The organism is Pseudomonas sp. LBUM1660, assembly GCF_059695935.1.
Genome location: NZ_CP166795.1, coordinates 2,480,827 through 2,493,841, shown reverse-complemented (window position 1 = coordinate 2,493,841; position 13,015 = coordinate 2,480,827). Strand labels below are relative to the sequence as shown.

At 60.1% G+C, this 13,015-nt stretch carries 11 protein-coding genes and 1 pseudogene; 5 read left to right on the top strand and 7 right to left on the bottom strand.

The features are described from left to right. Positions 1–58 precede the first annotated feature (58 nt). The 3 genes from gspG to ACA068_RS11760 all read left to right on the top strand — a co-directional run bounded on the left by gspG (position 59) and on the right by ACA068_RS11760 (position 2,442). Complete coding sequence (gspG, locus tag ACA068_RS11770; protein ID WP_497309937.1) at positions 59–493, top strand: type II secretion system major pseudopilin GspG; 435 nt, start codon at positions 59–61, stop codon at positions 491–493. Between the two features lie 14 nt (positions 494–507). After that, entirely contained in the window at positions 508–1,695 is a 1,188-nt protein-coding gene (locus ACA068_RS11765; protein ID WP_497309935.1) for a type II secretion system F family protein, read from the top strand. A 150-nt stretch (positions 1,696–1,845) separates the two neighbouring features. Next, the gene (locus tag ACA068_RS11760; RefSeq protein ID WP_497309933.1) at positions 1,846–2,442 is read left to right on the top strand and encodes a hypothetical protein; all 597 of its coding nucleotides are present in this window, start codon (positions 1,846–1,848) and stop codon (positions 2,440–2,442) included. Positions 2,443–2,589: 147 nt separating this feature from the next. Here the strand turns inward: ACA068_RS11760 and ACA068_RS11755 are convergent, their stop codons facing one another. Continuing rightward, positions 2,590–3,486, bottom strand: a complete 897-nt coding sequence (locus ACA068_RS11755) for a LysR family transcriptional regulator (protein WP_497309931.1) — start codon at positions 3,484–3,486, stop codon at positions 2,590–2,592. A gap of 161 nt (positions 3,487–3,647) precedes the next feature. Between ACA068_RS11755 and ACA068_RS11750 the strand changes: the two genes are divergently transcribed. Both ACA068_RS11750 and ACA068_RS11745 read left to right on the top strand, forming a co-directional pair. Further along, positions 3,648–4,667 (top strand): alpha/beta hydrolase, encoded by a 1,020-nt coding sequence (locus ACA068_RS11750; RefSeq protein ID WP_497309929.1) that lies wholly within the window; start codon positions 3,648–3,650, stop codon positions 4,665–4,667. Between the two features lie 232 nt (positions 4,668–4,899). Next, entirely contained in the window at positions 4,900–6,336 is a 1,437-nt protein-coding gene (locus ACA068_RS11745; protein ID WP_497309927.1) for a mechanosensitive ion channel domain-containing protein, read from the top strand. Between the two features lie 209 nt (positions 6,337–6,545). Here the strand turns inward: ACA068_RS11745 and ycaC are convergent, their stop codons facing one another. From ycaC to ACA068_RS11715, 6 genes and pseudogenes are all read right to left on the bottom strand, one after another. Then, entirely contained in the window at positions 6,546–7,172 is a 627-nt protein-coding gene (gene ycaC, locus ACA068_RS11740; RefSeq protein WP_010455729.1) for an isochorismate family cysteine hydrolase YcaC, read from the bottom strand. A gap of 68 nt (positions 7,173–7,240) precedes the next feature. Beyond that, positions 7,241–9,079 (bottom strand): amidohydrolase, encoded by a 1,839-nt coding sequence (locus ACA068_RS11735; RefSeq protein WP_497309925.1) that lies wholly within the window; start codon positions 9,077–9,079, stop codon positions 7,241–7,243. Beyond that, positions 9,076–9,669, bottom strand: coding sequence for an antibiotic biosynthesis monooxygenase (locus ACA068_RS11730; RefSeq protein WP_497309923.1), 594 nt, complete (start codon positions 9,667–9,669; stop codon positions 9,076–9,078). The genes ACA068_RS11735 and ACA068_RS11730 overlap by 4 nt, the downstream gene beginning before the upstream one ends. Next, entirely contained in the window at positions 9,662–10,078 is a 417-nt protein-coding gene (locus tag ACA068_RS11725; RefSeq protein ID WP_497309921.1) for a DoxX family protein, read from the bottom strand. The genes ACA068_RS11730 and ACA068_RS11725 overlap by 8 nt, the downstream gene beginning before the upstream one ends. Positions 10,079–10,290: 212 nt before the next feature. Continuing rightward, a complete protein-coding gene (locus tag ACA068_RS11720; protein WP_497309919.1) occupies positions 10,291–12,057 on the bottom strand; it encodes a hypothetical protein in 1,767 nt (588 codons plus the stop codon). A gap of 177 nt (positions 12,058–12,234) precedes the next feature. Then, positions 12,235–12,594, bottom strand: a pseudogene (locus tag ACA068_RS11715) (DUF6124 family protein). Positions 12,595–13,015 lie beyond the last annotated feature (421 nt).

The following is a 13,015-nucleotide window of genomic DNA, read 5'->3' as shown; positions in this document are numbered from 1 at the left end:
AGCATGGCAATTGCATACGCCTTCAGGGCGACCCTTCTGCCGACTGTGTGAGGTCATCATGAATCAGCGTTTGTGTTCCGCCCCGCGTACTCAAAGCGGGTTCACCCTGCTCGAACTGTTGGTGGTGCTGGTGGTGCTGGGGCTGTTGGCCGGCATCGTCGCGCCGAAGTACTTCGCCCAACTGGGCCGCTCCGAAGTGAAGGTGGCCAAGGCGCAAATCGAAGGCCTGGGCAAGGCGCTCGACCTATACCGCCTGGAAGTCGGCCATTACCCGTCGACCGAACAGGGTTTGCAGGCGCTGGTCACTGCGCCAAGCGATGAAACCAAATGGACCGGTCCTTATTTGCAGAAAAAACTGCCGCAGGATCCGTGGGGCCGCAACTACAACTACCGCTACCCCGGCGAAAACGGCGAATACGATCTGCTGTCCATGGGCAAGGACGGCCAACCCGGCGGCGAAGGCGAGAACGCCGAAGTCACCAGCTGGCAATGACGGGGGTGGCGACCATGCGCTTTCATCTCAAGGCAGTGGGCAAGGCCGGCGTGGTCTCGATGACCGTAGAGGCCCCCGGCCACAGCGAAGCCCGGCGCATCGTCGAAGACCAGGGTTTGCGCGTGGTCAGCCTGCACGTCGAGCGGCACTGGCGCGCGTTGCGTTTGCAGAAGCGCGAGACCTTCAACCTGGTGTTGTTCAGCCAGGAACTGACCACCTTGCTCAATGCCGGCCTGCCGTTGATCGATGCGCTGGAAAGCCTGGCGGAAAAAGAGAACGCGCCACAGGCCCGTAAAACCTTGAGCGAACTGGTGCGCCTGCTTTATGAAGGCAAATCGTTCTCCCAAGCGCTGGCCCAGTTGTCGGCTGTGTTCCCTCCGCTCTACGTGGCGCTGGTGCAATCCAGCGAGAAGACCGGCGCCGTGGGCGATGCCCTGGGCCGCTATGTCAGCTATCGCCAGCGCATGGACGAGGTTCGGCAAAAAATCGTCAGCGCTTCGATCTACCCCCTGCTGTTGCTGGTAGTGGGTGGTGGCGTGGTGTTGTTCCTGATGGGTTACGTGGTGCCGCGCTTCAGCCTGGTGTTCGAAGGGCTGGGGTCGAATCTGCCGTGGCTGTCGCAAGTGCTGATGAGCTGCGGGATGTTCCTTCACGCCCACCAGGGTGAATTCTTCGGCACATTGGCGGCGATCATCGTCGCCCTCGGCTTTCTTCAGCGACAACCGGCCTTTCGTCGGGGCGTCGACCGTGTGATCGAAAAACTCCCGGCGGTCCACCAACGCATCTTCATGTACGAACTGGCGCGCTTCTATCGCTCCCTGGGAATCCTTTTGCAGGGCGGCATCCCTCTCGTCACCGCCATGGGCATGGTTCGCGGCCTGCTCACCCCCGCCTCCCGCGTGCGCCTGGACCAGGCCTGCGAACGGGTACGCGAGGGGCAATCGCTGTCGACCGCGCTGGAACTCAATCACCTGGTGACCCCGGTGTCCCTGCGCTTGCTTCGAGCGGGCGAACAGTCCGGCAACCTCGGCCAGATGATGGAGCGCAGCGCTGACTTCTACGACGAAGAAATCAGCCGCTGGATCGAATGGTTCGTGCGGCTGTTCGAACCCTTGCTCATGACCTTCATCGGCCTGCTGATCGGGGTCATCGTGATCCTGATGTACATCCCGATTTTCGAGCTGGCCTCGAGTATTCACTGACCTTCTGGAACAGGGTCGAGTTGTACCGTTCATCGTTCATCCACGTTGCACCTGAATTAATCAGCGCGCTGCGGTGTTCACCCATTGAATCGAGCAGCAAGTTGCATTGTTCATCAACGTTCCAACCTGAGTAACAAGACGGAGAACGACATGCACATCAACAAGCTTTTACTTGCAGTAGCTATTGGCGCAGTTCTGTCGGCGTCTACCGTATTGATTCCGGACAGTTTGTCCGGGGTGTCAAGTGCCCAGGCCAAGGATGGTGGTAGTGGTGGCGGCGGCGGATCGGGCGGCGGTGGGGGTGGTTCTGGCGGTGGCGGTTCTGGCGGTGGTGGCGGTGGTCACGGCGGCGGTTCTGGTGGCGGCGGCGGCGGTCACGGCGGCGGTGGTTCCGGTGGCGGAAGCGGTGGCGGCGGCAATGGCGGTGGTCACGGTGGCAGCGGCGGCGGTAGCAATGGCGGCGGCCATAGTGGAAACGGCAGCGGCGGCAACAGCGGCAGCGGTCACAGCAGCGGCGACCATGGTTCGGGACACTCCGGCAGCACAGCCTCCTCCGGACGCAGTGGCACTCACGCCGAACCCGGTGACGACCACGGCGTGCATCGTTCCGGCGAAATCGGTGATGACCACGGCGTACATCGCTCCGGCGAAATCGGCGACGACCACGGCGTACATCGCTCCGGCGAGATCGGTGACGACCACGGCGTGCATGTCGGTGGCGAGCCAGGCGATAACAAAAGAACCTGACAAACACTAACCTCAAAAACGCCACAAATCCCCTGTAGGAGCGAGGCTTGCCCGCGAAGGCGTCGTATCAGTCAACGCTTGTTTTGAATGTCACGACGCCTTCGCGGGCAAGCCTCGCTCCTACAAGGGATGGTGGGAGCCGGTGTGCTACAACCCACACTCAACCCGATCCAGCCGCTCGCGCAAAAACTCAATCAACGCCTGCACCGGCCGCGAACTCTGGCGATGCTGCGGATACACCGCCGACAACGTCAGCGGTTGAGGACGAAACTCATCCAGCACCGGCACCAGCCGACCCTCCTTCAGCGCCGAACCGACAATGAACGTCGGCAAATACGTAATCCCCATCCCGGCCACCGCCGCGTCCTTGAGCAACTCCCCGTTATTGACCCGCATCCTGCCCGTCACGTTGACGCTCAGCGGCTTGCCCTGCCCTTCGAAACGCCATTGCACCTGACGACCGTGGCCATAAGGCAGGCAGTCATGATTGTGCAAATCTTCGGGTTTGAGTGGCGTACCACGCTCGGCCAGATAAGCCGGGCTAGCGCAGTACACCCGCTGGATGGAGGCGATGCGGCGGGCGATCAGGGTCGAGTCCTCCAGGATGCCGATGCGCAACGCCAGGTCGTACCCCTCGCTGAGCAAGTCCACCGGCCGATCGCTCAAGTCCACTTCCACCGTGACATCGCGGTAGCGCTGTAAAAACAACGGCAGCAGACACCCCAGGTGCGCCAGCGCAAACGACAACGGCGCACTCACGCGAATGGTGCCGCGCGGCTCGGTGGTCTGGCCGGCGATGCCCTGCTCCACTTGCTCGACTTCACCGAGCAAGCGTAACGCCGACTCGTAATAGCTCTGACCCAGCGGCGTGACGTCCAGGCGCCGCGTGGAGCGGTTGAGCAAGCGCACCCCCAAACGCTCTTCGAGTTGCATCAGGCGACGGCTGACGAACTGCTTGGACAGGCCCAATTGATCGGCTGCCGAGGTGAAGCTGCCGGAGTCCATGACCTGGCAAAAAATACGCATATCTTCGAACGGGTTCATTGTCACGCCCTGGTTGACAGTCAGACACTTTATAGCCGCTTTTTCCCTTTGGGGCGACCTATTAATCTGTGTCCACGGTGTTGCTGAGGCCTGGACCCCAGCGCCAGCAGCGACCCGACCTCAGGTCATCAAACTCTAATTAATTAAAAAGGATTTGCCCCATGAACATCGTCAACAAAACCCTGACCGCGTCCCTTCTCGCCCTCTCCATCGGCAACGCATTCGCCGCCGGCAGCCCGGGTGTCGAACACACCACCCAGGCTTTCCTCGAAGCCCTCGCCGCCGGCGGTGGCAAGCCGCTCGAGCAGTTGAGCCCGAAAGATGCCCGTGCGGTACTGACCGGAGCGCAAAACTCGGTGAAGGTTGATCTGTCGGGTGTAGACGTCAGCGACCGTGCGATCAAGGTCGATGGGCAAACCATCAACTTGAAAATCGTCCGGCCGGCCAAGGTCAAAGGTGAATTGCCGGTGTTCATGTTCTTCCACGGTGGCGGTTGGGTGTTGGGCGATTACCCGACTCACCAGCGTCTGATTCACGACCTGGTGGTGGGCTCCGGCGCGGTCGCGGTGTATGTCGATTACACGCCATCGCCGGAAGCGCACTACCCGACCGCGATCAACCAGGCTTACGCCGCGACCCGTTGGGTGGCCGAGCATGGCAAGGACATCGGCGTCGATGGCCAGCGCCTCGCGGTGGCCGGCAACAGTGTCGGCGGCAATATGGCGGCGGTCGTCGCGTTGATGGCCAAGGAACAGAAAACCCCGGCGCTGCGCTTCCAGTTGTTGATGTGGCCGGTGACCAATGCGCAGTTCGACAGCGGCTCGTACCAGCAATTTGCCGAAGGCCACTTCCTGACCAAGAGCATGATGAATTGGTTCTGGGACAACTACACCACCGACCAGGCCGAGCGTGCGCAGATTCATGCCTCGCCGTTGCAAGCCAGTGCCGAACAGCTCAAAGGCCTGCCCGCCGCCCTGGTGCAAACCGCCGAATTCGACGTGTTGCGTGACGAAGGCGAAGCCTATGCCCGCCACCTCGACGCGGCCGGTGTGCCGGTCACGGCTGTGCGTTACAACGGCATGATCCACGACTTCGGCCTGCTCAACCCGCTGAGCCAGATTCCGGAGGTGAAAGCGGCGGTTCGCCAGGCGGCACTGGAGCTCAAGACTCACTTGAACTGAGTCACCTCGCCTCGCCACACAACCAAGTGTGGCGAAGCTGCTTGCCCTTGTAGCAGCTGTCGAGCCCGGGCGAGGCTGCGTTCGGCTGCGAAGCAGTCGTGAACCCTGTAGGCGTGATTTTCCTGAAAAAACGCATCGCCTGATTTTACGACTGCTTCGCAGCCGAACGCAGCCTCGCCGGGGCTCGACAGCTGCTACATGAATCGAAAGTGATCCTTAGTCGGAGTTCCCCATGTCCTTTGTCCTCGCTCACCTGCTGTCCTGGAGTGCCCTGCTGCTGGTGATCGACGCCGTGCTCTGGCACCTCGCGCCGTTCAAGCATCGCGTCACGCGGGTTGGCGTGCGGTTGACGCTGTTTGTGATGTTCAGCGCACTGGTCATCAATGCCGGTGTGAGCCCGTTGCAGGCGCCGCTGTTCGCCGAGGATCGCGTCGCGCAATTGGGCGCCACGGCGTTGGGGATTCTCTGGTGGCTGTACGCCGCGCGGGTGCTCACCGAAGTCATCGGCCTGGTGCTGATGCGCCGCATCGGTCACAGCGGTCGCTTGTTGCAGGACGTCATCGGCGCGCTGGTGTTCCTGATCGCCATCGTCGCGGCGGCCGGTTACGTGCTGGAGCTGCCGGTGAAAGGCTTGCTGGCGACATCCGGTGTCGTGGCCATCGTCGTCGGCCTAGCGCTGCAAAGCACCTTGAGCGACGTGTTTTCCGGGATCGTGCTCAACACCACCAAGCCGTATCAGGTGGATGACTGGATCATGATCGATGGCGTCGAGGGCAAAGTGCTCGACATTGACTGGCGCGCCACGCACCTGCTGACCAGCGCCGGCAGCACCGCGGTGGTGCCGAACTCGGTGGCGGCCAAAGCGAAGATCGTCAACCTCAGCCGGCCGACCAACATGCACGGCGTGTCGATCAGCATTCAAGTGCCCAACCACATTCGCCCGCGTCGGGTGCTGGATGCGCTGGAGCGCACGCTTCAAGGCAGCAGCAGTTTGCTGCTCACCCCTGCGCCGAAAGTGGTGCTCAAAGAGGCTGGCGAAACCCTGTCCGAATACGTGGCCAGCGGTTTTATCGCCGAGCTCGGCAAGAAGAGCGACGTGCGCAACCAGCTGTTCGACCTGGCGCACCGGCACCTCGAAGCGGCGGGGATATCTCGGCAGATCGATGGTGTGATTGAACCGACGACCCGTGCGCGGGCGTTGCTGGATGAAGTGAAGGTCTTCCGTTCCTTGAGTGAGGACGAGCGCGATCAAATGGCTCAGTCGATGGTGGCGCAGCAGTACGCGGCCGGCCAGGTGGTATTGGGATTGGGCGAAGTGCCGGACAGCCTGATGGTGATTGCTACGGGGGTGGTCAGCGCTACCGTGCCCGACGGCACCGGGCAAACCGAAGCCGGGCGCATGGGGCCGAGTGAGGTGATGGGTGAACAAAGCATCCTGACCGATACGCCGTCCCAGGCGACGTTCACAACGCTGACCTCGTGCATCATTTACCGGATCGACAAAACCCTGACCCGTGGTTGCATGGAGCAACGGGTTGAAGTGGGTCGGGCGTTGAACAAGCTTCAGGCAGTGCGGCAGCAGAACAGCCGGTTGGCGTTGATGGCCAAACCGGTGCAAATCAAGAAAAGCGGCTTCCTCAGCTGGCTGCAGAAGCGCCAACAGGCCTAGTTTTTGTGGCGGCCTGAATGTTGTGGTGGAGTGCTTTTGTGGCGAGGGAGCTTGCTCCCGCTGGGCTGCGAAGCAACCCCTTTTTGGTGAGCGCTGCGCGCTCAAGCGGGAGCAAGCTCCCTCGCCACAAAAAACCTCACCACAAAATGGTGTTGTGCCAGACAAAAAAATGCCCGCACAGTCGCGGGCATTTTTATGGATCGCCGAGCTTACTTCGAAGTCAGCGCCACGTAGCTGTTCATCAAGTTGCGATAGTTCGGAATGCGCGGCGACAGCAGGTTCGCCAGGCCTTCCATGTCGTTGCGCCAGTCACCCTGCAGCTCGCACGCCACCGAGAACCAGTTCACCAGTTGTGCACCGGCCGCCGACATGCGTGCCCAGGCCGCTTGCTGCACGGTTTCGTTGAAGGTGCCCGAGGCATCGGTCACCACAAACACTTCAAAGCCTTCCGCCAGTGCCGACAGCGTCGGGAAGGTCACGCAAACGTCGGTCACCACACCGGCGATGATCAGTTGCTTGCGGCCAGTGGCTTTAACGGCTTTGACAAAATCTTCGTTGTCCCAGGCATTGATCTGGCCTGGACGCGGGATGTACGGCGCGTCCGGGAACAGTTCCTTGAGCTCAGGTACCATCGGGCCGTTCGGGCCGTTTTCGAAACTGGTGGTGAGGATGGTCGGCAGTTTGAAGAACTTGGCCAGGTCCGCGAGGGCCAGCACGTTGTTCTTGAATTCGTTCGGCGAGAAATCCTGGACCAGCGAGATCAGGCCGGTCTGGTGGTCGACCAACAGGACTACGGCATCGTCTTTGTTCAGGCGTTTGTACGGAACGTTGCTCATGTGAAACTCCTCGATGGATGGGTATTACGCAAGGCGCCGACGCGGTACATCGGCGCGTTTTGTGATCGTCAGAACGCGAAGCACGAACAACCGAACGCACCCCAGAAACCCGCAAAATCACTGACCGGCGCGTTCGACAAACGGGCCTTTTCATGGCTGTGGGCATGCACGCCGCACGGCCCGCTGCAATGGTGGACCTGCGCCTGCATCGGCGACGTCGGACGCCAATGACCCGGCACCTTGACCACCGGCGACCAGTCCGGCAGCACCGGCACGCTGGCTGGTCCGAGTTTTTCGAAATCACCGGCGGCGTACACCACCTTGCCGCCGACCACGGTCAACACTGACTCGATCCACTTGATCGCTTCCTCATCGACGCTGAAAAAGTCCGCGCTGAGCGCCGCGACATCCGCCAGTTGGCCGACCTTGATCATGCCTTTTTTGCCCTGTTCGGAAGAGAACCAGGCGCTGCCGTGGGTGAACAGCTCCAGCGCGGTCTGCCGGGACAGGCCCTCGGCGTGCAGTTCCAGGCCGCCGACGGTGCGACCGCTGACCATCCAATACAACGAGGTCCATGGATTGTAGCTGGACACCCGCGTGGCATCGGTGCCGGCGCCGACCGGTACACCTTCGGCCAACATGCGCTTGATCGGCGGCGTCGCTTCGGCCGCTTTGGCGCCGTAACGCTCGACGAAATACTCGCCCTGAAACGCCATGCGATCCTGAATCGCGATACCGCCCCCCAGCGCCCTCACCCGCTCGATGTTTTGTGGCGTGATGGTTTCAGCGTGGTCGAAAAACCATGGCAAACCGTTGAACGGAATGTCGCGGTTGACCTTCTCGAACACGTCGAGCATGCGGCTGATGGATTCGTTGTACGTGGCGTGCAAGCGGAACGGCCAGCGCTGCTCGACGAGGTGACGGACCACCGGTTCCAGCTCGTCTTCCATGGTTTGCGGCAGGTCTGGACGCGGCTCGAGGAAATCCTCGAAATCTGCCGCCGAAAACACCAGCATTTCCCCGGCGCCGTTGTGTCGCAGGTAATCGTCGCCCTGATGCAGGGTCACGCTCGACGTCCAGTTTTTGAAGTCGGTCAGCTCTTCTTTCGGCTTCTGCGTGAACAGGTTGTAGGCGATGCGAATGGTCAGCTGCTGGTCCTTGGCCAACTGCTCGATCACCTGGTAATCGTCGGGATAATTCTGGAAACCACCGCCGGCATCGATGGCGCTGGTCAGGCCCAGGCGATTGAGTTCACGCATGAACTGGCGGGTCGAGTTGACCTGATACTCCAGCGGCAACTTCGGCCCCTTGGCCAGCGTCGAGTACAAAATCATCGCGTTCGGACGCGCCACCAGCATGCCGGTCGGCTCACCGTTGCTATCGCGCACGATCTCGCCACCCGGCGGGTTCGGCGTGTTGCGGGTGTAACCGGCCACGCGCAAAGCGGCGCGGTTGAGCAAGGCGCGATCGTACAAATGCAGGACAAACACCGGGGTGTCCGGCGCGGCCTGATTGAGTTCTTCGAGGGTCGGCATGCGCTTTTCGGCGAACTGGAATTCGTTCCAGCCACCGACCACCCGCACCCATTGCGGCGTGGGCGTGCGATCGGCCTGATCCTTGAGCATGCGCAAGGCATCGACCACCGACGGCACGCCTTCCCAACGCAGTTCGAGGTTGTAGTTCAAGCCGCCGCGAATCAGGTGCAAGTGCGAGTCGTTGAGGCCGGGAATGACGCAGCGACCCTTGAGGTCGATGACCTGCGTGCCCGACCCGCGCATGGCCATCGCTTCGGCGTCGGTGCCGACCACGACGAAGCGACCTTCGCTGATCGCCACCGCGCTGGCGCGTGGGTTTTCACGGTCAACGGTATGAAACTGGCCATTGAATAAAATCAGATCGGCGTTCATCGCGTTTCCTTGGACGGAGTGGATTGAGACAGCCAGGGCGCGAACAGACGCGTCGCCATCGGCATGAACAGGTAAACCACCGAGAGGACGATGGTCAGCGTGATCAGGAACGTGGCGACCACGTAATTGGACAGGATGGCGTTGAGTTGCAGCAGCGGGCCCCAGAGCAGCGGCACCAGCAAGGTGTGCGGCAGAATCACCAGCAACGTCACCACGGCCTGCTTCCAGCGCGGCGGTGGCGGCGAAGCGGCTTCGGCTTGCGGCGCGAACCAGAATTCATTGACCGGGTTGACCTCGGTCTGGTCGCCATCGGCGAGCATCGGCGTGGCTTCGTTGACCAGAACTTGCCGTTGCGGCGAGTCGAGCCAACGCTGCATCGCGTCAGTCGAGCAAAAGCGCAGCACGCAGGTGTACATGTCCAGGCCCGCGTTTTTACCGCGCATCACGTCCACGCCCAAGTGCCCGTCCTGCTGCCCGGCGATGCTGACAATGTTGCGCAACCAGGCTTCGTAGGGCACTTCAAAACCGGCCTTGACCCGGTGCTTGATCACCAGGGTCACGACTTCCTCGAAACGATTGGATTCAGGCATAACGCAAAGCTCCGGCAAGTCGGACATTGAGCGCCAGCCGTCCCGGCCCGGCGATAAGAAGGCTGGTGAACACAATCAACAGCAGCCAACCGAACTGCCCTTCATCGAGACTCCATTGCGCGTGCACCACCAGCAGCGCAATCAACAGCACCGCCAAAATCGGCAGGCACGCCAGACGCACCAACACCCCGGCGATAATCAGCAACGGGCACAGCACCTCGGCAAAAATCGCCAGCATCAGCGTGACGTTCGCACCCAGGTGAAATGGGTCTTCGATGACTTGCAGTTGAGCGCTGTAGTTAAGCAGCTTCGGCAAACCGTGCACCCACAGCAGAAACACACCGCCACTGACCCGCAAAAACAACAGTCCGAGATCCTGCGCCCGCTCATCCCATCGCGACGTATTCATGGGCTACCTGCACAAATGAAAAACCACCGGCGTTCATGCGCCGGGACCTGGTTTGATAGTGCCGGGACCGGAGCGGGGGAAATTGGATGTGTGTGCTGTTTTTGTGGATGAGCCGGATCTTCATCGTTCGGCAGATTTATGCCGGGCACAAAAAACGGCCTCAATAGAGGCCGTTACTTATCATCTAATCCATGGCCGTGATGCTGGCCCCTTCAAGGCGTGGCCCGGACGATATATTCACGGACATCAAAGACCACCACCCTCGCGGGATCAGGGACCTGATCCATATTGATCCGGAAGCGAATGGACAATGTGCTGCCATCCCTCAAGTGCTGCAGATAGCTGTACGCAATAGTGAGGCTGTAGCTATTGGACGTGGCCCAACTTCGGTAAACCGTGTTGTTCGTGCCGATCCATGGGGTGAGATTGTGACTGGTGCCGCTGCCGTTTTCGCCCTCCAGATCCAGCCAGACTCGCTGTCCAGTGGCAATATGCGGCCAGCCGCCGAACAGGAGAGTCGCCCCGGCCATTACATCTTGCAGAATCAAAACGTTTGTCCCGTTCGCCTGGGTTATCACCGGAGCAATGAACACAGCAGCCGGGAGAGGCCGCACATTAATAGGAAACGGTTGTGAGGTCACCGGAGGCGATACCCCACGTTCATAGGTGTAGGTAATTTCCACCGTTTTACCCAGACTAAACGCCACCAGTGGAACGCGCAGCGCTATTTCTATCGGCCCGGTGCTGACGGCCACGAAGGTGTTTGTCGTCTGCGAACCCGCCGCTGGCGTGCCTTGCGCAGCAGTCCAGGTCACCCTGATCCTGTCGTTGACTCGAATGTCGTAATTCACGATGGCGGTCAGACTTCGCGTTACTGCCAGAGGATCCAGATCGATGTTATCGAGCGCTTCTTTGATCCTCAACTGTCGATCGTCCCTCAACACGTTGATCGTCCATCGGTTGGACACATCACCATTGCCGTACAAGGCTTGGGCCTTGAATTCGTGTGATCCTTCAGTCAATGCGGCCACTCGGTATTCCCAACGGCCGGCATCGGCCCTGACCGTACCTATGGGTGTTTGCCTGTCAAAGACTTCCACCTCTTCACCCTCCATGGCGGTACCGTCGATCGTCACGGTGGTGTGCACGGTGTCCTGCCCATCGGCAATGTCCTGACCGAGTGGATTTTTCACTGACTTGATCAGGGGTGCTTCCGGCGTGATCGTTGAGTCTGTCCTGACGATGTAATGTCGCGGAGCAAACCTCATTGCGACCGCTTCATCCTGACTTCGACCCAGTGTCGCCATAAGCTCTAACGTCAGAATACTGAGATTCCTCAGCCCCTTGAGTGGGGCGGCGTCATGGTTTTGCGCATGAAAGCCTCTCAAGATAAAGGACTCGTCGACAACGATGCCTGGCCAATACATGACTTCGAAAGCACTGCCGTTGGCATTAGTCCCTCTGAGCCGTAACCAGAAGGTTTGATTGTAAGCAATCAGAGGCCATCCGTTTATTCGCAGGGTGAATTCGGTCAGATTATTCACATCCAATTTCAAACCTTCACCACCGTTGTCCGCCTGCGGGATAAACGGTCTGGGCAAATCACCTTGCGCCAATGGCAGCACATACAAAATCAGTGGTTGCGAGGTTTTGGGCTCCAAGTCGCCGCTGATGACGGTGTAAGTCAGCGTAATCGTTTGGCCCAGATTGTATGTCACCAGCGAATTGGGGATTCTAAGCTCCACAGGGCGTGCATTACCGACCAGGACGAAGTCCGAGGTATATGAACCCTCCGCCGGCGTCCCCGGCGCCCCCTGCCACTTCACGCTAAAACGGTCCGTGGGTTGCATTTCATCGTTCAGGACGACAGTAAGGGTATGCCTGACCGGTACTGGATTCAGGAGGGTGAAGGCCGGGTTTTCCTTGATGTACGGGGGCGGCAGGTCGTCGGTGACTAAGCTAGACGGACTCTTCATCATTCGCTCTCTGTGCGGGATTGACCTAGCCCCCGCTTTCGGGGGTGCGAGCCTATCTCACATCGGATAGAGACCAATGGCTACTGTCAGAACTTACAGGTCGACAGCTTTTACAGACGAATGGCATGTGTGCCAGACATAAAAAACGGCCCCTGCCGAGACCGTTTTCAATCGACGAAGCTACCGCGGATCAACACCGTCCAGCGCCCGATTCACCGCCAGCTCGGCCAGCATGATGACCTGCTGAATCGCCAACACCGTATGCCGCTGCGGACCCTCCAGATGCCCGGCAAAATCACTGGCCAGCACACTCGCCGATGCCAGGGATTAGCAAGCGTGGGCCAGCAGGCTTTCGTTATCGATATCAGGGGCGACGATGAACATTGTGCTGGGCTTGCGGATGACGGGGGCTTTGAGGGCAGTCGGATTGAGGTAGTGATCCAGTGCGCGGTCGGCGGCTTTGTGAAGCTTTTTCGGATCGAGGGGATCGTAGGGGGAAACGTCGTCGGCTTCCGCGGGATTGGGTGTGGCTTTGAACAGGGTGAATCTGCGTTATACCTGATGGAACCACCAGCACCTGTCGCTAAACAAGTAAGGGTGGCGGCTGTACGCAGGTTAGCGAACCGAGAGGTATAAGACCCGGCAGACCCGAGGGTCTCCCGCGCACAGCTACCCTATCGAAACTGCAGACATGCGCCTGCAATAAAGATGGAGCGTTGTTGCGCTTATACCTGATCAGGTCGCTAAACCCGATCGCTGATTGGCAGCGATGCGGAAACGATAAAGACCAGGGTCAAAGCGCACAAGCCGGCGGATTCTGGCGCAGTCGTAGGCAACGGCGCAAGGATCTGTAGCCTTCAGGAAGTAACGTTAAACACTATAAAACACACCCCTCACATCAACACACGTTCCCCTTGTGGGAGTGGGCTTGCTCGCGAAGGCGGTGTGCCATTCAGCATTG